Here is a 23,105-nt window from a genome sequence, read left to right as displayed (position 1 = left end):
TATACTGAGGGCTGATTTCATCAGCATGACGTTTAGTGGTTACTGCTTCTTTTCTTGTTCAACACGGTCTTGATTGCAAATCAGTAACACTCATTTCATATAATAAAACAACGCAGAATGTACTCATCTTCTCAGTACATTCTGCGTTTTGCTTTACAGGCTCAAAAAGTTTTTCAAAATCGTCCGTCCCTGCGGCGTCATAATCGACTCCGGATGGAACTGCACACCATACACCGGCAGAGTTTTATGCTGCAGCGCCATAATCTCATCCTTCGCCGTTTTCGCCGTAACCTCCAGGCATTCCGGCAAGCTTTCCGGCTCCACAATCAGCGAATGATAGCGTGCTGCCTCAAAGCCATCCGGCATATCCTTAAAAATGGGGCTTGCCTCCTCCAGATACACCTTATCTGCCTTACCGTGCACAATCTCCGGCGCATGCACCACGTTGCCGCCAAAGGCTTCACCAATCGCCTGATGCCCCAGGCAGACGCCCAAAATCGGGAACTCACCTGCCAGCTGACGAATAACCTCCAGACAAATACCTGCCTGCTTGGGATTACCCGGACCGGGCGAAATAATAATATGGTCAGGTTGCATAGCTCTGACATCCTCAATCGTCAGCTTATCATTGCGCACAACCTTGATATCAGGATTGATTTCGCCAATCAGCTGATACAGATTAAAAGTAAAGCTGTCGTAGTTATCTATAATTAAAATCATTGCTTACTCCTCCTCTGCCGTCATGCGCAGCGCCGTCATGCAGGCGCCTGCCTTATTCACGGTTTCCTGAAATTCATTATCCAACACGGAATCCGCAACGATACCGCCACCGGCCTGAATATAAACCCTGTCGTTCTTTTTAACCATAGTGCGGATAGTAATGCAGATATCCATGTTACCGCCAAAATCGAGATAACCCATGCCACCGCCGTAAATACCGCGGCGCTCCGGCTCCAGCTCGTCGATAATCTCGCAGGCGCGAATTTTCGGCGCTCCGCTCAGCGTGCCTGCCGGGAATACTGCCCGCAGTGCGTCCAATGCGTCCTTATCGGCGCTCAGCTGGCCTGTAACCTTGCTCGTGATGTGCATAACGTGTGAAAAACGCTTAATTGCCTTATAATCGCTCACCTTGACGCTGCCAAAATCGCAGACACGTCCCACATCGTTACGCCCCAAATCAACCAGCATATTATGCTCGGCGATTTCCTTAGCATCTGCCAAAAGCTCCTGCTCCAGCGCTTTGTCCTCCTCGCTCGTCCGTCCGCGGCGGCGTGTTCCCGCAATCGGCATGCTGATGACCTTTTTGCCAACCACCTTTACCAACGTTTCCGGCGAGCTGCCGGCAATTTCCATATCGTCATTATGTAAAAACACCATGTACTGCGAAGGATTCGTCGTTCTCAAATAGCGGTAAGCGCTGAAAAGGCTTTGGTCATAGGTTGCACTGAACTTTTGCGCGTAAACAATCTGAAAGGCATCACCGTTTTTGATATATTCCTTGCAGCGAAGCACATTTTTATTATACTGTTCACGGCTCTGGTTACTGGTGAACTCGCCTAGCTTAGCCTTCACAGGCTTCTTCGGCTGCACAGGCTGCAGCAGCATTTTCTCCATTGCCGCAATTTCGCGTTCCGCTTTAGCGTAGTTGATAGCAGCATTATCCGTTTTGACATTCACAATCAGGAAAATCTTCTGCTTGAGATGGTCAAAGGCAATCAGCTTATCAAACAGCATCAAATCGACATCGGCAAATTCCGCCTTGCGCTCTTTATTCACACGCATATCCGGCTCGCAGTAGCGCATAAAATCAAAGCCAAAGGTGCCTACAAGACCGCCGGTAAAGTTAGGCAGACCATCAATCTGCGGTGCCTTGTATTCCTCCAGAATATGGCGGATGCATCCTATGGGATCGCTTTCCTGATACTTCACGGCAGCACCGCTGATGATTTCCGCATTGCCATCGGTTATTTTCAAACGCAGCACAGGATCATAGCCTACAAAGGAATAGCGCGCCCAGTGCTCACCGCCCTCAATGCTTTCCAAAAGGAAGTAATTGCGGCTGCTGCGTCTTACATTGTCCAAAAATGCCAGCGGCGTAAGCATATCCGCCAAGCATTCCTTCGCTACCGGCACAGCCTTGTAGTCCTTTGCATACTGCATGACCTGCTCCAAAGATAAATTCAACATTTTGTCACCTCATCTGCTTATTTTCACCACCCGTGTCAACAAAAAAGCCTGTCCTCGTACTGCTCGCTCTGAGCAATATCAAGGACAGGCTATAAATACTTATACCTGCGGTACCACCTTGCTTCGCCGTACATCGGCGCTCTCTCGCAGAATGCTGACACATTCCTCACCCTTAACGCCGGTGTAACGTTGCCGAATACTCTCGCCTACGCGATTTGACAGCACCCTCAACGGTCCATTTATCAGCCTGCATCTCTATCCGGCTCCCAGCCTCCCGGACTCTCTGTAAGCGCATCTGCTGACTTGATCTCCGTCTCAACGGTTTGTGGTCTTTTTTGAAGTTGTGCCTAGTGTAACACTCTACATTGATAGAGTCAACAAAATTTTACATATTGAGTGCTTTTGCTTATTTTACAACAAATAATGTAAAGCAGGTTACAGTTTTGCAGTTTCAGTGCAACAATCAGCAAGCTAAAGATTAGATTACGCTAATTTTTCTTCTCTCCAAGAAAAGCTCACCCAAAATCAGAAGTTTTTCTTTTGTAAGCGAAAAACTTTGGATTTTTAAGCACTTTTTCTTCTCCAGGCGAAAAACTTTGGATTTTTAAGCACTTTTTCTTCTCCAGGCGAAAAACTTTTGGTTTTTAAGCACTTTTTCTTCTGCAAACGAAAAACTTTGGATTTTTAAGCACTTTTTCTTCTCCAGGCGAAAAACTTTTGATTTTCAAGCACTTTTTCTTCTACAGACGAAAAACTTTGGCTGCTATTTTTTCTTTCACATGCCAAAATGTAGTCTCTATGTCTACTTTTTTAAATTGAATTTGCGCAACTCATTTTATACGTCATCAAAAAAGGCGGTGCACCAGCACCGCCACAAGGCTTCAATTAACAACTTCTTATTTCATGCACGCATCACGTGGCAGTCCCAGCTGCTCACAGATATCGCCCCATTTTTGCTGACGTGTCTTCATCGCCAGCAGCTCCTCCACACTCTTGTCGCAGTGGCGCGCCAGAAACATCGCGCGCTTCACCTGATGTGAAGCGTAACCCATGCGCATGTACTTGTCCACCAGCTTTTTATCCAGGCCGAACAAACGGTGGATGCGGTCAACCTTGTACTCATGCTCGGCACGCGCCAGCTTCTCCGGTGTCAGCCCAAGAAGATAATCAACGCGTGTCCATACGTATTTGTCGCGCAGCTGCGCAACCTCCTTCACCGGCTTTTTCGCTGCGTAGGCATGCAGACAGAGTTTTTTCAGCTCCATATAGCTGATACCGCTGTCAAAAAGCTCGCCAAGCTCTTCCTTGTCAAAAAGAAAGCTGTCGTGCAGGCCGTTCACTGCCTTTTCCTTATCCATAGGCTTCTTGCCTGCGGCACTGGCAGTAGCTCCGCCAACCACGAAAAGACCGCAAAGCATCAGGCAGATTAAAAGCGTTATTTTTTTCATTCTACACCTCCGAGGTAAGTCAGCAAGTCAAAAAGTGGCGGCGCAAACGCGCCGCCGAAATGGTTAAGTGTTAGAAGCTGTATTCGTAGCCAACCATGAAGTTACGGCCCAAGGAATAAAAATTCGATGTACTGTTACTTGTAATATCTAATCTGTCAAAAATGTTGTTAATGTGCAAAAATGCCTTTTGATTTTTTTCGGGAGCATAGGTAAAATGCAAATCAGTAAAGCATTGCGGCTTGATTTCTCTTTGAGGTTTGGTGATAGAGGCTCTGGTAGACATCCTGTCACCTACAAAGTTTACAGACATGCTGGCAGCAAATTTGCTTTGCGTATAATCAACAGCACCCTGCAGCTGATATTTATTATAAATCTGATGCCAATCCATATCACCGTAGTTATGAATATTTTGTGCTTTAGGATTTTGGTAGGTAGCACCCCAACGTGTAGACCAATTATCATCATGCTTTATTGCATAAGATAATTCAACACCGGTGTTTTTAACATCTTCGTTGAAATAGTCTACTTCATCAATAACGCCATCTTTATCATATTTTACGTCAGCGTCTATGGAATCCTTAATTTTATAATTGAACACTGCAAAACGCAAGTTGCCTTTACCAATGTTCGATTTATAACCGATTTCATAATGTGTTCCCTGTTCAGGTTTCAAATCAAGAGCAGGATTCATATTACCGTTACCGAAAATCTGTGTCAAATTAGGCAAACGGAATGATTTACCAATCTTTGCATAAAAACTGCTATCATCATTCACCTTATAAATATATTGCAGTTCAGGAGTAAATTTGCTTAAGTTATCATTGTGGGTATATTTACTGGTACCGGTTTTATTATCCTTTTGGTAGCCGTCACAGCCTGTTGCCCACGTTTCACGCGCATTAAAAATTAAATTGGAGTTATCGGAAACCTTCCAATCATAAGAAGCATAGACAGAATAGTTATCACGTTGATATGTACTATTATTATTTTTGCTAGACGAGAACAAATCCATATCTTCTTTTTGATAACCGGCACCGACTAACAATTTGTTTTCACCCATATCAAAGGTTTTTTGTAAATCAATATTGGTATTGTGTCCTTTGCGCCAGCTGTAAGGAGACTTTGCGGACCAGGCACCTTTCGCAAACTTGGACTGATCATATGATTTTTCCTGAGTTCCGTAAGACACATTAGCTTTCAAACCATCTTTATCGTATTGAAGCAAAAACATATTGTCGGTATCTTCGTAATAGTTATTTTGAGTACGTTCGCCGGACAAAGCCTTTTTCTGCCAGTATTCATGCTTGTTGTTTGAATAACTATGCGTAAATGTTAAACCGTCAAGCATTTTCCAGTTCCACAAAACGCTCTTTCTATCACCCTTACCATAATCATAAACAGTAGTCTTAGCGGTAGGTTTACCGATATAGCCACTCATATTATCGGCTTTACCACGCTTCTCATAGCCGGCAACAATGTTAAATTTATCGGCACCGACACTTACATTATAGCGTTGCTTGCCAAAATTGCCCGCAGCAACTTTAACAGTATTGCGCATTGCTTTCTTGGTAATAATATTAATTACACCGCCGGTAGCTTCACTGCCATATAATACAGAGCCACCGCCCTTTACTACCTCAATTTTTTCAATGGATTCGGTCGGAATATCCTCCAGGTTATACTTACCGTCCTGATTCATAGGAACGCCATTAACCAAAACCAATGTGCCCTTTTCAACGCCACGAATCATAACCTTACTGGTCATTGTACTCATACCGGTACCGTTGAAACCTTGAGATTGTGTATTAACGCCTAATGTATTTTGCAATACATCATAAGCGTTGGCAGCACTGCTTTTTTCAATCTGCTCTTCAGAATAAACCTCAACAACAGCCGGAATATCCAAATCCTTTTTTTCTGTTCTTGTTGCTGTTACAACCATTTGGTCCAACGAATACTCCTGCAGCTCTTCGGCAAAAGCAACTGCACTGCTCATTACCGTACCGGTAATCAAAGCGGTCATTAATAAGCCTTTTTTCATCTTCATTTTACACATGCTCCTATCAAAAAAATTATTGAAAAGCTTCAGTACATCCAATCTTTCATGGCCATATACCGCGAGCCTTAAAATAGTAAGGCAATATCTATATAATTGATTGCCTAAATGATATTATATCTCATATTAAACCATTTGACTACTTCATAATGAAAATCTCGCAAAAAAAATTTGCAGACGAAAAAGGCGGCGCAAATGCGCCGCCGTAATGGTTAAGTGTTAGAAGCTGTATTTTACACCAATCAGGAAGTTAATCGGAGTATAGTAATATGATGTAGAAGCAGATCTGTAAGAAATATCCTCTCTATCAAGAATATTATTAACTGTCAGGAAAACACTGCCGTTTTTAGTCATCTGATATTCAGCATTGAAGTTAGTGATTAAGGACGGTGTAGTATCCTTATCAGACAATACTCTGTCGCCGGTATAAGCCGCATTCAAGGCTGCACTGAACTTATCCATTCTATAAGTCAGTCCTGCTTTAAGATATAATTTTGCGTAATCTCTTTCCCAATCACCAACAACACCATTCTTCATATTTCTGGTTTTAGGACTGCTGTAGGAAGCAGATAAGCTGTAACCAAAGCCTTTATCAGCACTTAAGGAGTATTCAGCCTCAATGCCGGTATTCTTCAGATCTTCGTTTTCATAAGTGAAATCATTTAATTTATCGTCATACTTAGCTGTAATATTGTCTTTTACTTTATAAGAGAATAAAGCGATTCTTGCTTTTCTAAAATCATCAAAATCCTTCTTCAAGCCTAACTCATAATGCATACCTGTTTGAGCCTTTAAGTCAGCACCGGCTTTAGTCTTATAAATCTGATGTAAATCAGGCATCTTATAAGATTGGCCAATGCTAGCATACAGATTCGTATCTTCTGCTAATTTATGAGTATACTGAACCTGTCCGCTGAAGTTGGTATTGTTATAATCATTAGGTGCACCGGTAGTCCAAGATTCACGCGCACTTAATGCAAGTGTATTCTTCTCATCAAATTGTTTTTCGTAGGAAGCATAAACAGAATAGTTATTTCTGCTCTGCATAGCTTGTTCATACGGTGTATATTGTTCTGCCTTATAGTTAGCACCAACCAATGCTACATCGCCGTCATTCAGATTCCAGGTTTTCTGTAAATCCAAGCCAAAGTTTTTGTTATTTTCTTCATCGTAAGCTAATTTGCCAGTTTTCAAGGTAATAGCATCTTTTTCACGGTTTCTGTCAACATAATAAGCAGTTGCCTTGAAGCCGTTATCATCATAAGCTAATTGAAGATTGTTACGTTTAACATGTTGTTTGGTATCGGTAGCTTTTTTACCTTTGGTAATGTAATGATACTTAGAATCATTGTGACCGGCAGTAAACAGCAATTTGTCATTAATCTGATAGCTTAAATCGAAGTTGTTGTTTTCAGGGCCTTTCCAATCTCTGCCATCACTGGCAACATTGTCAGTAGTGCCTACTTTGGTATATTTATAGCCAAAGCCAAAGCCTTCAGCCTGGAAGCTGCCGCTATATTCCTGACGGCCGTCGTTACCTACAGCAGCTTTAACATAATTCTGTTTAGTTTTCTTGGTAATAATATTGATTACACCGCCGGTAGCTTCACTGCCGTAAAGTACAGAACCGCCGCCACGGACAATTTCAACACGTTCAATATTTTCAACAGGAATATCTGTCAAATCATACGTTCCGCGAGCATTTAACGGAATGCCATTAACAAGAACCAGCGTACCGTTGGCGTTACCACGCATAACAATTTTACTGGTCATATTACCCATGGAGCTGCCTGCAGGACCATACTGATGTGCTTCCAGACCTGCACCGAATTTCAGTGCGTCATATAAGTTCGTTGCACCTGTCTGTTCCAATTTTTTAGTATCAAGAACCTCGGTAGAAGCTGCAACCTCTACATCTCTTTTCTCATAGCGGGTAGCTGTTACAACCATCTGGTCAAGAGTGTACTCCTGCAGTTCCTCGGCAAAAGCAGCTGCACTGCTCATCAAGGTACCGGTAATCAACGCCGTCATCAATAAGCCTTTTCTCATCTTCATGTTTACTCATACTCCTATCAAAAATATTTATTGAAAAGCCCTCACATATCCAGTCTTTCATGGTCATATGCAGTAAACTTCACAATCGGTAAAAAATATCTGTATACCAACTCATCTAGATAACATTATATCTTATTTTAAACCATATAGCTACGCTATACGCAAGAGTTTTATGAAAATTTTTACAAAGAAAAAGGCGGCGCAAATGCGCCGCCGTATGGTTAAGTGTTATTAGAACTTATAGGTATAAGTAAGCAGGAAACTTGTCGGAACAGCATAATAATCAGAACCAGAATGGTTCAAGTTATCTTGTCTGTTAAGCAAGTTATCAATAGTTAAAGTGATATCGCTATTTTTATCAGGGCTATAAGTAGCATTTAAAGTAGTGATGAAATAAGGTTTAGTCTTAGAAGAATGTGCACTGCTCGGAGTATTTACACGATCAGCCAAATAGCTACCTGTTAAGCTGCTTCTAAATTTATCTTTAGCATAGGTAATGCCACCATTAAGCTGCCAACGACCAAATTTTCTATCCCAGTAAGTTTTGCCTGTTTTAGCTTTAACCTTAGGATCGCTATAGTTCACGCCATAGTTATAAGAGAATCCGTTGTCACCTTCAATGTCACAAGTAAGTTCTATACCGGTATTTTTAAAATCTTCATTTTTGTAAGTGTATTCAGTTTTGCTTGGAGTCCATGTAGCAGAAATATTATCTTTTATATCAATATGATACAATGCTGCTTTCCAGCTATGGCTATCAGATACTTTTTTCCAACCCAATTCGTAGTTTTTACCTGTTTGTGGTTTTAAATCCGGATTCGGTTTTGCAGTATCACTGGCGCCATTCATCTGAGCATAAGTCGGCATAATGAAAGATTCTGTATAGCTTGCATAAATTGTCTGATCATCATCTAATTTATGGATGTATTGTACTGCACCACTAAAGTTGTTATAGTTTTGATCTCTGAACGCATTAGTTGTCCAAGTTTCACGCGCACCAAAAATCATAGAATTTTTATCATCAAATTTTTGATCCCACTGACCGAAAACTGCCCAAATATCACGACTTAATGAACCACCACTGAATACTGATTTCTCATACATTTCATGTTGATAATCTACACCAAGAACTGCTTGAGCTTTTTCTCCAATTTTCCAATTACGTTGCAAATCTGTACCAACTGTAGAATTTCTCTCTTTAGTATGATACATACTAAATTTCTTTGCACCACCACTTGTCGTACTTGTATTGTAGAAAGTCGGACCTTCTGATTCTACGTTAGTGATATTATAGTAAATACTAGCTTTGTAATCATCATCTTTATAATTTAATTGAATGTTATTTTGTTTTGTTGTATACAATCGACCATTAAACTGATCATCGATTTTCGCATCACCCTTTTCAACATCAACAAATATTCTCTCATAGTTAGCTTGAGACTCATAGTAATTATAAGCTAAGCTAAGTCTATCATTAAAATTATACCCTAAATTAACGCTCTGTTTCTTAATATCATCCGCATCAGTTCTTGTTTTACCTTTCAAAACCGGTTTTTTGCTAGGGTAATTAACATCACTTATGTTACGATAATTAACTCTTCCCATTTTTTCCAAAGAGTAACCAGCAGTAAATTTTTCGTCGCCAACATTTACTCTATAATTCTGATGGCTTCTGTTACCATAACCTACGCTAATTTTATTACTGCCCTTTTTCTTAGTAATGATATTAACAACGCCACCCATTGCCTCAGAACCATAAAGTACAGAGCCACCACTCTTTACAATTTCGATACGCTCAATACTGTCCGTAGGAATAGATTCCAAATTATATTTACCACGCCAAGAAATAGGATTACCATTGACTAATACCAATGTACCATTACTGATACCACGAATATTAACCTCATTAATCATTGTACCCATCGAAGTACCCAAAGGGCCAAAGGATTTGTACTCGATACCTGCTTGTTTGCCTAAAACTTCAGCAATACTATTGGAACCAGAATCCTCCAATTGTTTTGAAGTAATTACAGTTGTACTTGCAGGAACCTCAACATCACGTTTCTCCGTTCTCGTTGCCGTTACAACCATCTGATCAAGCGTATACTCCTGCAGCTCTTCAGCAAATACGTTTGTGCCCCCCCATATTACACTACCGGTAATGAGGGCCGTCATCAATAAACCCTTGGAAAAATTACTCTTCATGTTTACTCATACTCCTCAAAAATATATTTTGACCACTCTTCCCCCGTCCAGTCTTGCATGGCCTCAGGCTACCAAGCGCATCAAGCAGATTTACAAGCTATACGGCAATATAGCTATAAAAAAAGCGCCCTTGCTTTTATAATCAGCAAAGGCGCAAGTTTCTCTTCTGATAATCTATGAGAAAACTTCCTTGCAAAATCAGATTTTGCATTAAGAACTTCTCTTTTTATATACATATAGTATACTACACAAACCTTACATATTCAATGCAGATTCTTATTTTTGAATTAGATTCGATTAGGAAATTTTTCTTTCAACCATAAAAACAGTATCGGCAATACCAACAGCGTAAACACTGTCGACGTTATCATACCGCCGATGATTACCCATGCCATGCTCACGCGCGTTTCCGAGCCTGCGCTCAGCGACAGCGCCGTCGGCAGCATACCCACCACCATCGTCATCGCTGTCATAAAGATTGGCTTCAGACGCGTTTTGCCTGCTTCGATTACCGCTGCCTTCGCCGTCATGCCTTCATGCATCAGCGTCAGCGTATAGTCCAAAAGCAGCGTACCGTTTTTCGCTACCAATCCATCCATAACCAAAATGCCGATGAGCGAATACAAATTTATCGTATTATGTGTCAGCAGCAAACAGAAGATGGCACCGATAATACCAAGCGGCAGTGAAAACATACGGATGAACGGCGTGAATACCGATTCATAAAGCACTGCCAAAAGCAGATAAATCAACAGCAGCGACAGTGACAACGCCATAGCCATTTCGGCAAAGGAATCGTTCATGGTCATAGCCTGACCGGAAAAAGCATAGCTGCTCTTAAGCCCTGCGGCATTGAGCTTTTGCGTCAGCTCTTTGATTACTTCGTTCAGCGGTCTGTCTGTCAGGTTGCACTGGATGTTGATAATGCGCTCCTTGTTCACGCGACGGATAGTAATTGGGCCTACGCCCTCTTCTACGTCGGCAAGGTCGCCAAGAAAGACGCTTCCTCTGCCTGTCTGCACGGGAATAGCGCGTACATCCTCGATATTATAACCGCTGCCGCCGGCAAAACGTACTGCAATGTCTGTATCATTGCCATGGTTTTGCACATCGTTCGCCAGCACGCCGGCACTACGTCCGCCAATAGCGGCGTTAAAAGACTGCGCCACATCATTAACTGTCGCATGATAATATTTCAGCTTGTCGCGGTCTACCGTCACCTTCAGCTCCGGCATACCCTTGACATAGGAATTTTTTATATCCTTCAGGCCTGCGGTCGAAGCAAAAATCTGCTCCACCTTGGCAGAATCATCCACAAGCTGGTCCATATCACTGCCCTTAAGCTCTATCTGCACCGGCGAACGCACAAGGTTACGGCCGCCGGAAACGCCGGTAACAGATGACTGAATTTCGTTGACACGCACTTTGATTTCGCCCAAATTCTGTTTGGCGAAGCTGCGGATGCCCTGTGCTACCTGCCAAACGTCCTTACTGCGTTCATCGCTGCTTTTCAGCGCAATGACTAGCTTGCCCATGCTCTGCGTGGTCGTTACATTCGTCATATAATGCTCGATTTCCGGCACCTTGGCCAGATAATCTTCGAATAAAAGCAACGCCTCGTTGGTTTGGTCGGCGTTATAACCCGTCGGCAGCTCGATATTAACCTGAATAGCGCTTTCGTCGGTACGCGGCATGTACTCCGAGCCGACGATACCGAGCGGCACCAGCGCCACCGCCACCGCAAAGGCTGCCAACACCCCCAGCACCAGCCTCTTCGGCTTTTCTATGCATTTGCGCAGAAGCACGTCATACTTTGCAATCGTCTGCTCTTCAAAAGCATCCAGTCTGCTCCACAGCTTGCCCTTAGGCTCTTCTACGCCGTTTTTATAAAAGCGCGAAGCCAGCATCGGCGTTAGCGTAAAGGAAACAACCAGCGACATCAGCGTTGCAAAAACAATCGTCATGCCAAACTGCTTGAAGAACTGTCCTGTCGCGCTCTGCATAAAGGCAATCGGCAAAAATACCACCACATCACAAAGCGTCATGGCAATTGCGGCCATACCAATCTCATTGCGGCCTTCCTCCGCCGCCACGTCGGCGCTTTTGCCCATCGCCAGAAAGCGATGGATATTCTCCAACACAACAATGGAGTCATCGACAAGAATACCGATACACAGCGCCATACCCATAAGTGACATCATATTGAAGGTAAAGCCTGCCAAATACATAAGGAAGAAGGTTGCAATCAGCGAGGTCGGAATAGCAATCATAACTGCCATAGAGGACTTCCAACCACGCAGGAACAGATACAAAACAAGTCCTGTAGTAACAAGACCTTCCAGCAAAGTTTTAAGCGTGTTGCTAAGGGAATCACGCACGAAATGCGACTGATCATAGACAACAGTAAAAACGTAGTCCGGATAATCCTTACGCAACGTTTCCAGCTGCTGCAGAACGCCATCCGCTGTATCAACGATATTGGCACCGCTGGCCTTATACACCTCCAGCGATACCGCCTCGTTACCATCAACACGGCTATAGGCCACGGCACGCTTATCCTTGGCCTGCACGTTGGCCACCTGGCCCAGCTCGATGTATCTGCCGCCTGCACCCTTAAGCTGCAGATGCTGAATCTCCTCCGGAGCCTTATACTGCGCCTGCAGACGCACGGTTTTTTCCAAAGCATCGGTATAGACGGAGCCGGAAGAAACAATGACGTTTTCCTTGCGCACCGCCGTAATGATATCCTGCAGCGTCAGTCCGTAATAATTGAGCTTATCCTTATCAACCTCGATTGCTATTTCCTTGGCACGTCCGCCTGTAACGTCAACATCGGCTACGCCGGCTGCCTGCTGCAGGCGTTCCTTAAAGCTGCTGTCTGCCAAGGCAAAAATATCATCCAGGTTATCCTTGGATGTTGCTGCAATCTGGATAATCGGATATTCCTCGGAGGAACGCTTGAGCACTGCAGGCTCATCAATATCCTCCGGCAGATTCTTACGTATACGGCTGACTTTTTTCGTCGCCTCGATGGCCACCATATCAGCATCAGCCTGACTGTCCAGCTCGACAAAAATCTCTGCACGGCCGGGACGGGTAGCGGAACGCACCTGCTTAAAGTGCGAAATTGAGGACAGCTCATCCTCAATCGGCTTCGTCACCTGCTGCTCTACGGATTCCGTACTGGCGCCCGGATAGTTGACAATGACACTGATAAATTTAGAGTCCACGTCCGGCAGCAGCTCCACGCCAATGCGAAAGAAGCTGATAAGACCGAGGACGCAGACTAATATGTAAATCATGCAGATACCGATAGGCCGTTTAATAGAAAAGCGCGTAATATTCATTACTTCGCCTCCTCCTTGGCCACCTCAACCACCATGCCGTCACGCAGACGCGCAAGATTATCAAGGATAACCGTTTCGCCTACCTTCACACCCTGCACTATTTCAATGCTTTCATTATTACTTGCACCGGTAGTAACAGGCTTTTTCAGAGCCTTATTACCCTTGCCCAGCACATAGACAAAATATTTGCCATCCCGTTCCAGAACGGCATTTTTAGGTAAATATATAGTGGATGGCTTTTGCAGAAAACGCAATTCACCCTTGGCAAACAAGCCTGCCTTTACATTGGAGCCAGGCTCATCCAGCCTGATGCGGAGGGTAAATTTGTTTGTTTCCCTGCTTCTTACAGGGCTCACATATACAACGGTACCCCGGCATATTTCGCCAATCGCCTCCAGCTTCAGCTCGACCTGCGTGCCAACGGTCACAGAAGCAGCCTCTGCTTCCGTAATATCGCAGTCCACTGTAAAACCACTGTCATCTAAAAGGGTAAGCAGCCTGCTGCCTGCAGGCGCATAGCCACCCACTTCTGCATCGCGGTAGGTAATAATACCTGCGCGTGGTGCCTTAAAAATCAGATCTTGATACTTGTTTTGCGCAATAATGTACTCCTGCTCGCGTCTGGCAGCAATCTTCTCCTGACGATAGACCTGCGACGGTGTGCCGTCATAGCTCACCTGCTGCGCCAAAGCATCATACTGCGCCTTTTTATTCGCCAGCATCTGCTCCATACTGTCCAGCTCGGACTTGGAAACAGCGCCCTGCGCATACAGCTTACGGTAACGCTCCGCGTTGACCTGCGCAAGCTTATAATCCGCCTCATAACGGGTCAGACTGGTACTGTAGCTCACATCCGTAGTTGCCGCATTAGCTCCGGCCTCGGCATAGCGTGCCTTGGCCTTGAGCATTTCGGCGCGGGCATCATCAAGATGCTGCACCAGCAGAATATCTCCTGCCTGCACCTTGCTGCCCAAATCCACATTAATCTCATCGACGATGCCGGCATACTTATTGATGATATCAATCTGTGCTTTGGCCTTGAGCTGTCCAAAAAGATTAATGCTTTTATACAATGGTCGTCTGCTTACTGTCTGCGTGTGCACAATAGGTTTCATTACTGCTTTTTTTGACATAGACTGGTTGGAGAGATGCCTAAGGCCCAGTGTCAAGGTAATGCCTATCACACAGATAGTAAGCAGACTAAGGAGTTTGTGTTGTACTATATAATTTTTTGCCTGAGTAAAATCGGGGCGCAGCATTATTTCGCTGCTGCTTGGGCATCAGCAGCTACGGCTTGCTGGCAGACTTCCAGCATAGCCTCGGCAAAACTGCCTGCGGGAACCGGAACAAACTTCAGTTCCTTAGCCTGATGGCTCAGCAGAGTTTTCTTGCTGCCATAAACATCCATTACCTCTACGCCGTAGGTTTTATCCTGCAGATTAAAGGTCATGACGATTTCACAGTATTGCACCTTCTCTTTTTTAGTCAGAGAAGCCTTGTATTTTTCATTGAGCTTTTTCAGCATATCCTTATCGGTAAAAACGGTTTTCGTCAGCACGGAAATAATATTTTTATCGGGCAGGCCGTTAGTAACCTTGCTGAAGGTCAGAGAATCCATATCGTAAGCATAAATACCTACGTTGTTTTCTACAACGATAGACCAACGTGCCTGCTCCTGTTCTTCTTCGCTCGGTTTAGGCATCATGCTGATTTCCCAGTTCATGCCCTCCTGGGTTGCAGGCTTCTTGTCTGCATCCGCAGCAAAAGCGGTGGCACAGCAAAATAAGGTCATCAATAAAATAAGCAGTTTTTTCATGAAAACTCCACTCCTTTATATTTCAATATACCTATTAGTATACTATACTCTTATCTTTAATTCAAATTTCTTACGATATGAATGATATTTTCCTTAGACAGCTTCTGCAGCGTATAATAATTGGCCTGCATTGCGGCGGCAACCTTCTTTGCCAGGCCCAGCTTAATAAAATCGCTTTCCGTATCAATCACCACAGAGGTAATTTTAGTCTTGGCGATTTTTTCGGCAATACTTATCGCTGCAGCGACGGGATCCTTTTCGCCCTCGTGCACGGCATTCGCGCGTCCGTCAGTTACAACAATCAAAATCGGCTCCAGCTCGCTGTCACGCTTGTTCAAAAGCGCCAGTGTCTGCAGTGACAGCGCAAGTCCATCAGCCAGCGGCGTTTTGCCACCGGTCGGCATTTCTGCCAGACGCTTCTGCGCCAAATCCACGCTGCGTGTAATCGGCAGCAGCATATCTGCCTTATCGCGACGGAAAGCAATCATGCCTACGCGGTCACGCTTTTGGTAAGCCTCCTGCAGCATATAGAAAATAGCACCCTTAACGGCACGCATACGCTCGCGTGCACCCATGGAACCGCTGGCATCCACTGCAAATAGGAAGGTGTTACCGATGCGTTTTTCGCGCACCTTCTGGCGTAAATCCTCTTCCTTAATGTTCAACGCACAGCCGTTATCCTCACGCAAGCGCTGATAAGGCGCTGCAGCACGAATGGTTGCGTCAAAGGCCAGGTCCGTAACCTTGCTCTTAGGCTGTTCGGCGCGCACGTAACGTCCCTGTTTAAGGTCAGTCTTTGTCACGCTACGCTTACCGCTTCCACGGCGCACATTGCGGTCCTTGCCCAAATCCAGCAGCATCTTCGGCAGGCGGAAGCTCTTGTCGATATCGGCAAGCTGTTCCTCCGGCGCAAGATTGCTGTTATTATGCTCCTGCTGCTCATCCTCGTCGCTTTCGTCATCCTCATCCTCGTCATCAGAGGCATCGTCATCTTCGTTGTCCTCGCCGTTATCCAATGGCGGTGGTGGCGGCAGCTGATTATCTTCGTTGTCCTCGTCGTTATTATCATCGTCAGGATCGTCTTCATTATCCTGCTCGTTTTCATCTTCGTTTTGGTTATCGTCCTGTTGCTCCTGCTCCTCGGGCTGTTGCTCGGGTGGCTTGCGCATACGGTGCGGCAGTACAAACTGCGCTGCTTTCTCCACATCCTTCGGCAGCACATAAGCGCGTCCCGCCAGAGCGGCGATAGCACGTGCAGCCTCCAGCAGATAAATTTCCGCACGATGGCCTGCACAAAAGGCCTGTGAGCACAGCTGAGCAGCAAGCATCAGCATTGCATCGCTCACCTCTACCTGCGGCAGCAACTCACGCGCTGCCTGCACCTTCGCTGCCAGGGCAGCGGTTTCTTCCGCATACTGCTCGCAAAACGCAAGGGTATTGTTACTATATGCCAAGGCACGTTGGATAACCTGCACGCGTTGGCCGATATCCTGCAACGCCTGCATATCTGCGTACATGCCGAAGCGGTCCAGAATATGTCCTGGCAGAGTTCCTTCCTCCGGATTCATCGTTGCAATAACAGTCGTGCGTACCTCATGGCTGCAGCTGATGCCATCACGCTCCACATTGTTGATGCCTGCACTGTTGGCATCCAGCGCTGCAGTAAGCAGCTCCTGACGCAGCAGATTCGCTTCATCAATATAAAGAATATTATCGGTCGCACGCGCCAGAATGCCGGGTGAAAAACGTTTTTCGCCCAGGCTTACGGCAGCCTCCAAGTCAATGCTGCCAAAAAGCATGTCCTCGGTTACGTTCAGCGGCAACGTCAGCATCTTTTGCGAACCAATCAGGCTCTGCACACTGCGCGCCAGTACGGATTTCGCCGTGCCCTTGGCACCGCCTATGAGCAGGCCGCCTGCTCTACGGTTGACAAGAGCAATAAGCAAGGCCTTTTTAGCCTCATCCTGCCCTACAACCGCAGTAAAGGGATAGAGATTATTTTTCAGCATATTCAACGCTCCTTAGGCTTCGGCAGCCAAAAAGCTCTCTACTTTATTCCAATCAAGCTCGCCCTCTTCAAACGGACGGCGGCGCATACGGTGCGGCAGCACCAGCTTAGCAGCTTCCTTCAGGTCATCAAGGTTAGCCTGCTTGCGGGCGTTGAAGGCAGCCAAGGTCAACGCTGTCTTGATAACGGTAATATCCGCACGGTGGCCGTCTACGCCCAGTTCTACCGACAGTTTAGCCACAGTTTCCAGCAGCTTGTCATCAATAGTTACCTCCGGCAGCAGCTTGCCGGCAGCAATAATTTTTTCTGCCAGCTCCTCCTGTGCCTCTTTATAGCCTGCAATGAAGCTTTCCGCATCGTTTTCGTAAGCCAGACGGCGTTTGATTACCTCTACGCGCTGCAGCGGGTCATGCTCGCCGGTAACAACAACGCTCAAACCAAAGCGGTCCAAAAGCTGCGGGCGGATGTCACCCTCCTCAGGGTTCATCGTGCCAACCAGCACAAAACGTGCGGGGTGGGAGTAGGAAACGCCCTCGCGTTCAACAGTGTTTACTCCCATAGCAGCGGCATCCAACAGCACGTCGACAACATGGTCATCCAACAGGTTGATTTCATCTACATATAAGATATTACGGTTAGCCTGCGCCAAAATACCGGGTTCAAACTTTTTCTCACCATGCTTAATCGCATGCTCAATATCCAATGTACCGACAACGCGGTCTTCTGTTGCGCTGACAGGCAGCTCCACTACGCGCATGTTGATGGTTTCTTCCGGCAAGCTGCCCTCTGCCTGCAGCTTCGCAGTGCAGTCATCGCACAGCTGGCTGCTGTGCGGGTCGCAATGGAAGCGACAGCCGTGCACAGCCGCCATCGGCGGCAACAGCTCGGCAAGAGCGCGCACAGCGGTGGACTTCGCCGTGCCCTTTTCACCCTTAATCAAAACACCGCCTAAAGCCGGGTTAATAACATTTAAAATCAAGGACAGCTTCATTTCCTCCTGTCCTACAATCGCAGTAAAAGGATATACAGCAGTACGTTTCATTTATATTCCTCCGTTTATTAAAAAGAACTATCAATAAAATATGTATCTAATTATACAGTGTCTACTAGGTATACACGCAAGCGAATTAATGAAAATTTTTATTCATCGCCGCGTTCTTCAATTTCTCCTTCAATATTCAGCAGCAGCTCCTGCAGCGACTGCTTTGTTTGCGGCTTAGCATTCCACATCTGGCGCTGCTCCGCCTCAAGCAAAACCTCCGTCAGTCTGCGCAACGCCCAGGGATTAACCTCAGCAAACCATTTTTGCATATCTGCATCCAAGGCATATTTTTCCGCAAACTTTTCATACATCCAGTCCTCCATAACGGCACTGGTAGCATCCCATTGGAAACAGTTATCAACATAGGTTGCCAAATCGCCTGCTCCCTTATAGCCAAACTCCTTCATGCCTCGGATATATTTGGGGTTAATCGCTTCACCGCGGAACAGACGCTTGACCTCTTCCGCCAACGTGCGAATCACAACATGCTGACGGTCGGAACTGTCACTGCAATAGTTCTTCGGCATCTTGCCGCTGAAATTGCGCACTGCGGCAATCATACCGCCACGATAAGCGTTGTAATCATCGGAATTCAGCAGATTAGACTCGCGGTTATCAATATTGCTGACGGTAACCTCCAGCTTCGCCATACGATTAGTGAACAGCTGCGGCCTGTACTGACCTTTTTCGCCCTCGCCGTAAACATGTGCACCCCAACGCACATACACATCGGCAATATCGCCCAGGTCATCCCAATTGCGGGAAGCCAAAAGTGCGCTCACGCCTGCGCCATGCGCTCCCGGCGGATCGCCGAAAATGCGGTAGGATGCCTGTCTCCAGGCCTGCTCCTTGTCCACGCCCTCGCTTTCCAATCGTTGAGATTCCTCCATGACATGCTTGCGCACAAAGTTGTCCTCGAAGCTTTCGTCAAGCGCTACCACCTGCTGTACTGCTTTATCCAGCCAGCAAACCGCTCCAGGCAGTGTATCACGGAACAGGCTGCTGATACGTCCGGTAACATCAACACGTGGACGCTTCAGCTCATTAAGCGGAATAATCTCGATGCCTGTCACCTTCAGGGTTCCTTTCTGCCAAACAGGACGCACTCCCATCAGACGCATAAATTCCGCCATACACTGACCATTAGAGCGCATGTTATAGGTTGCCCACAGCAAAATACCAACACTTTCGGGATAACGCCCTTCCTCCGCCACAAACTTGTTGATCACGTCCTCCGCCATCTGCGAACCGATTTTCCACGCTACGGGCGTAGGCAGCAGCTGCGGGTCAACGCCGTAAAAATTGCGTCCGGTCGGCAAAATCTCGGCACCGCCGCTCGTAGGAGCACCGCCGGCGCTAGGCTCGATATATTCTGACTGCAGCGCACGGATGCAGTTGCTTCGTTCCCAGGTAGTATGTGCCAGACTGGGATACAGCTTGTCGCAGATGAAGCCGGCAATTTTTATAATATCCTGCTGCACAGTCTCATCCCAACACTTTACGCACTCCAACGCCCGCAATTTATCTTCGTGGACTACGAAACCATCATTTTGCAGCAAACGGATAATCTCCAAGCATTGGCTGTTGATTTTATCAAGCAGCATGCCGTAACTCAAAATACCGTCAGGCAATAGCTTACTGCTGTTGTCAATCAGCTCATAATAATCATAGCCGTAAGCCTGTGCCAATGTTTTAGGCAGTGACGGCATATCGGGATTTTCCAGACGCACCAACGCATAAAGATATTCCGTAAGCTTTTCGCCCTGCGGCGGATTGCCCATGATATGCAAGCCGGTAGTCATCTGCATATTCTTCAAATCCGTCAGATATGTGTGCAGATGGCTGACATATTCATCAAAATCAGCAGCATCCTCCTCACGCACCTCATCCATAAGGTCAGCAGCAGCGGCCTTCTCCCTGATTTGTGCCATCGGCTCACTCAAATCGGCATCCTTATCAGCCTTAAAGTGCACATATTCCTCCAGAGCCTTTTCCAGCTCCGCCAGCTCATCATATACACCGCTAATACTCAGAGGTGCCGAAAGATAGCTGATAAGGCAGGCAGCACTGCGGCGTTTGGCCTGTATGCCCTCACCCGTATCGACAACCCAATAGGGATAAACATTGGGCAAATCACCGGTGCAGATATCCGGATAGCATTCATTGCCCATCGCCACGCCCTTGCCCGGAAGCCATTCCAAACTGCCATGCGTACCGATATGCATCATCGCATCTGCGCCCCAAATATCGCGCAGCCAATGATAAAAGCCTATATAATGATGTGTCGGCGCACAGTCAGGGGAATGATAAATTTTGTCAGGATCCTCGCCAAAGCCGCGCGGTGGCTGCATCGTAATAAAAATATTGCCGTTCATCGTTCCTGGAATCAACAGAAAATCATCATAAAAGAAAACATCACCTGGCGCTTCGCCCCAATCGTTCGCCAGACGTTGCTGTACCTTTTCCGGCAGCGTCCTGTAATAATCGCGGTATGCACTGACTAAGAGCTTGGCATCGGCATTATCAATCTGCTTTTCGCTCATGTAGTCCCTGTCATTCGTCGCACCGGCAATAAGCTCATCAATGAATTTCTGCCTGTCTGTCGGAATATGGTCAACGACATAGCCTGCATCCCGCAAATCCTGCAGCAGCAGGCGCACACTTTCAATACTGTCTATCGCCGCACAGCTGCCAATGTTGGAATTGGTCGACGGATGGTTGTGAAAAACAATAGCGATTTTCTTTTCCGCATTCGGTTTAATACGCAGAAGTGCCAGCTTTTTTGCTTTGCGCACCAGCATATTCATGCGCTCGGCAATCTCCTGCGTAACCTGCTTGCCTTCCGCATCACGCTCCACCGTCGTCACCGGGCAGCTGTGGATAATACCGTCAAACTCCGGCAGGCTCACGCTGTACGCCACCTCTACGGCGCTCATGCCATCAAAATTTTCGTACCATTCCTGATACGAACGATACAGGGTATAGGCCTGCAGCACCGTGATATTAAGCTTCGTCAAATCATCCAAGGCACAAGCGCGAATGCTGAACAAGGAAAATTTTATAGTGTTGATGAAAACATCGGCATAACATTTTCCTTCTGTGCAAACATACTTGCTTAAGGCTTCTTTAAAGCCGCCGCAACCGCTTGCGGCGTCAGGCGAGCTTGTAGAAAAGAAGCATAAGGCGTTGCACCCCAGCGCTTCAATCTCTCTGACTACCGCATCTGCAAAAACGGTATTGCCCCACAGCCAGTCACTGCGGAAGAAAACTACTGCCAATGTCGGTCTGTCCGCCTTGCAAAAATCACGGCGATACTCCTCCACATCATCATAAACCTTGGCTGCACGCGGATGGTAAATGCCATCCCAAGGCAAAAGCTCGGGAGCAGGCGCATTACATCCTGCCTGCAAAAACTGCTGCGCCAGCCACAGCCATAAATTTGTCCAGTTCTGCAGACCGCCGAATTTATAATAATCATTTATCCGCTTCAGCTCCTCCTCAGACAGCCCGCCGTGCAGTATATCCTCCGGATTACCGGTCATCAGATAGACGTGCTTCTTTTTGTTGGCCAGCAGATAGGATGAAGATTCCGACAGAAACTTGGTGCTCAGGCCAGTTCCCATCCAAGGGAAGATGACTACCTCCGCCTGCTGCAGCTGCTTTTCCATATCCTTTGTCCACTCTGTATCGCTGGGGACATACAGCACCTGTCCTGTGACAGCGTCCTGCGTCTGCTGCGCCAACTTCAATGCGTCCTGCAGATAGGCTGCAGTCTTCTCCATATTGGTGAGAAATAAAATTTGTTGCATTCTTTCACCTCCGAAAATTATCGATACTCCTATTCTTTCATAAAAATGAGGACGAACAACCATCGCCCTCACAACACTAAAAATATTACGCTATATAGTTCTCATACAGTCAAGCACTTCGGCCTTATTTGCTAATATCCCTTAAGAAAAACTTCCTCTTCATCAGTAAATATATTTCCATAAGCAAGATTGGCAATCTTCTTAATTGCCCATACGCAGTTTTGATTGGAAGCATATAAATACTTGTCCTTCAAATAACAGACATGATTATTCTTGACCGCCTCCAGATTAGCCAGCGCAGGATCATCCAAAAATTCCTTTTTATACCCGTCCTTGTTATCATGCTTAAGCTCCCATGACAGTGAAAGCAGAAAGTAATCCGGGTTAGCACGTAGCATTATTTCTTTATCCATTAGCTGACCGTTGAGCACACCTATCTCTGCAGGTGCATTTTTCACCCCGGCAAAGTGGCACATATCGTCAAAAAAAGAGCCCTTACCACCGTAATTATGGTTCATTTTAGAAACAAGCATCACACTTTTTGGCTTCATGCTAGCGCTATCAACCTTGCTTTTGATATAGTCAAGCTGTGTCTGCATCCTCTGCTGTAGCTTTTCCGCACGCTCTGATTCCCCCACAGCCTGACCTATCTCCTGAATCTGCTTTTTTATCTCTTCCACATTATTCGCATTGCTCACCACGTATACAGGTATCCCCATGGCGCGATAGGTCTGTATGCGGTTTTCACCTGTGCTCTCTCGGGCGATGATTAAATCCGGCTTAAGTGCCAGAACCTGCTCTGAAGAAAAATCATAATTTAATTTTGTAGGCTTTTTTATTGCCTCAGTACTTATGTAAGATACCGAAGCATCATACATTGATTTAGAAAGTGCAACAACACGCTCTTCATAAACAAGTCCCATCACAATATTATCCAGATTAAAATGTGTTGTCATAATCCGCTGGGGCTTTTGGGAAAATTTTATTACAGTCCCTTGCGAATCAACTACCTGATAGGCTGCTCCGCTTGTTTTTTCAACATACTGCTTTTGACAGCCTGCTGTACAAAATGCCAACAGCAGCAAAAGCATCAGTAACTTCTTCCACATCGTTTCACCTCATTTTCCTGTTA

Annotated in this window: 13 protein-coding genes; all 13 read right to left on the bottom strand. The window is 45.9% G+C overall.

The window, feature by feature from the left end; all coding sequences use genetic code 11:
* Nucleotides 1–153 precede the first annotated feature (153 nt).
* The gene (locus KAH19_RS09210) at nucleotides 154–720 is read right to left on the bottom strand and encodes an aminodeoxychorismate/anthranilate synthase component II (protein WP_210684353.1); all 567 of its coding nucleotides are present in this window, start codon (nucleotides 718–720) and stop codon (nucleotides 154–156) included.
* Nucleotides 721–723: 3 nt separating this feature from the next.
* Nucleotides 724–2,187 carry an anthranilate synthase component I gene (gene trpE / locus KAH19_RS09205; RefSeq protein ID WP_210684352.1) on the bottom strand — a complete coding sequence of 488 codons (1,464 nt, stop codon included), beginning with the start codon at nucleotides 2,185–2,187 and terminating at the stop codon, nucleotides 724–726.
* Between the two features lie 896 nt (nucleotides 2,188–3,083).
* On the bottom strand, nucleotides 3,084–3,635 hold the full coding sequence (locus tag KAH19_RS09200) for a hypothetical protein (protein WP_210684351.1): 552 nt from the start codon (nucleotides 3,633–3,635) through the stop codon (nucleotides 3,084–3,086).
* Nucleotides 3,636–3,705: 70 nt separating this feature from the next.
* Nucleotides 3,706–5,682: a TonB-dependent siderophore receptor gene (locus tag KAH19_RS09195; RefSeq protein ID WP_210684350.1), complete on the bottom strand. Its 1,977-nt coding sequence runs from the start codon at nucleotides 5,680–5,682 to the stop codon at nucleotides 3,706–3,708.
* Nucleotides 5,683–5,910: 228 nt separating this feature from the next.
* A complete protein-coding gene (locus KAH19_RS09190) occupies nucleotides 5,911–7,746 on the bottom strand; it encodes a TonB-dependent siderophore receptor (protein WP_210684349.1) in 1,836 nt (611 codons plus the stop codon).
* Between the two features lie 231 nt (nucleotides 7,747–7,977).
* A complete protein-coding gene (locus tag KAH19_RS09185) occupies nucleotides 7,978–9,951 on the bottom strand; it encodes a TonB-dependent siderophore receptor (protein WP_210684348.1) in 1,974 nt (657 codons plus the stop codon).
* Between the two features lie 287 nt (nucleotides 9,952–10,238).
* Complete coding sequence (locus tag KAH19_RS09180) at nucleotides 10,239–13,298, bottom strand: efflux RND transporter permease subunit (RefSeq protein ID WP_210684347.1); 3,060 nt, start codon at nucleotides 13,296–13,298, stop codon at nucleotides 10,239–10,241.
* The gene (locus KAH19_RS09175) at nucleotides 13,298–14,371 is read right to left on the bottom strand and encodes an efflux RND transporter periplasmic adaptor subunit (RefSeq protein WP_210684346.1); all 1,074 of its coding nucleotides are present in this window, start codon (nucleotides 14,369–14,371) and stop codon (nucleotides 13,298–13,300) included. Before KAH19_RS09175 ends, KAH19_RS09180 begins: the two co-directional genes overlap by 1 nt.
* 185 nt (nucleotides 14,372–14,556) lie before the next feature.
* Nucleotides 14,557–15,114, bottom strand: a complete 558-nt coding sequence (locus KAH19_RS09170; RefSeq protein ID WP_210684345.1) for a hypothetical protein — start codon at nucleotides 15,112–15,114, stop codon at nucleotides 14,557–14,559.
* A 56-nt stretch (nucleotides 15,115–15,170) separates the two neighbouring features.
* A complete protein-coding gene (locus KAH19_RS09165) occupies nucleotides 15,171–17,123 on the bottom strand; it encodes a VWA domain-containing protein (protein WP_210684344.1) in 1,953 nt (650 codons plus the stop codon).
* A gap of 12 nt (nucleotides 17,124–17,135) precedes the next feature.
* Nucleotides 17,136–18,164, bottom strand: a complete 1,029-nt coding sequence (locus tag KAH19_RS09160) for an ATP-binding protein (RefSeq protein ID WP_210684343.1) — start codon at nucleotides 18,162–18,164, stop codon at nucleotides 17,136–17,138.
* A 98-nt stretch (nucleotides 18,165–18,262) separates the two neighbouring features.
* Entirely contained in the window at nucleotides 18,263–21,973 is a 3,711-nt protein-coding gene (gene cobN, locus KAH19_RS09155; RefSeq protein WP_210684342.1) for a cobaltochelatase subunit CobN, read from the bottom strand.
* Between the two features lie 131 nt (nucleotides 21,974–22,104).
* Nucleotides 22,105–23,082 carry an ABC transporter substrate-binding protein gene (locus KAH19_RS09150; protein ID WP_210684341.1) on the bottom strand — a complete coding sequence of 326 codons (978 nt, stop codon included), beginning with the start codon at nucleotides 23,080–23,082 and terminating at the stop codon, nucleotides 22,105–22,107.
* Nucleotides 23,083–23,105: the final 23 nt, after the last annotated feature.

Origin of the sequence: Phascolarctobacterium sp. Marseille-Q4147 (assembly GCF_017968825.1) — a bacterium.
Classification (GTDB): domain Bacteria; phylum Bacillota; class Negativicutes; order Acidaminococcales; family Acidaminococcaceae; genus Phascolarctobacterium_A.
The sequence above is the reverse complement of the archived record's forward strand: the minus strand, read 5'-3'. Positions and strand labels throughout refer to the sequence as shown.